Raw genomic sequence first — 244 nt, forward strand, 5'->3', positions numbered from 1 at the left:
GGCCAAACGCATCAGACTGTAAATCTGCTCCCTTACGGGTTCGGTGGTTCGAATCCATCATCCTCCACCAGTTTTATAGGGGCATAGTTTAAAGGTAGAACAACGGTCTCCAAAACCGTTGGTGTGGGTTCAATTCCTGCTGCCCCTGCCAATTACTTCTTTTCCTGTGGCGGTCGTGGCGAAGTGGTTAACGCACCGGACTGTGACTCCGGCATTCGTGGGTTCAAGCCCCATCGGCCGCCCT

At 53.7% G+C, this 244-nt stretch carries 2 tRNA genes; both read left to right on the forward strand.

Going from position 1 to position 244, the window contains the following annotated elements:
* Positions 1–77: 77 nt before the first annotated feature.
* Positions 78–151 (forward strand) — tRNA-Trp (locus tag HFE01_RS26770).
* A gap of 18 nt (positions 152–169) precedes the next feature.
* Positions 170–242 (forward strand) — tRNA-His (locus HFE01_RS26775).
* Positions 243–244 lie beyond the last annotated feature (2 nt).

Source organism: Paenibacillus sp. EKM10P (assembly GCF_011800655.1).
GTDB lineage: Bacteria > Bacillota > Bacilli > Paenibacillales > Paenibacillaceae > Paenibacillus > Paenibacillus polymyxa.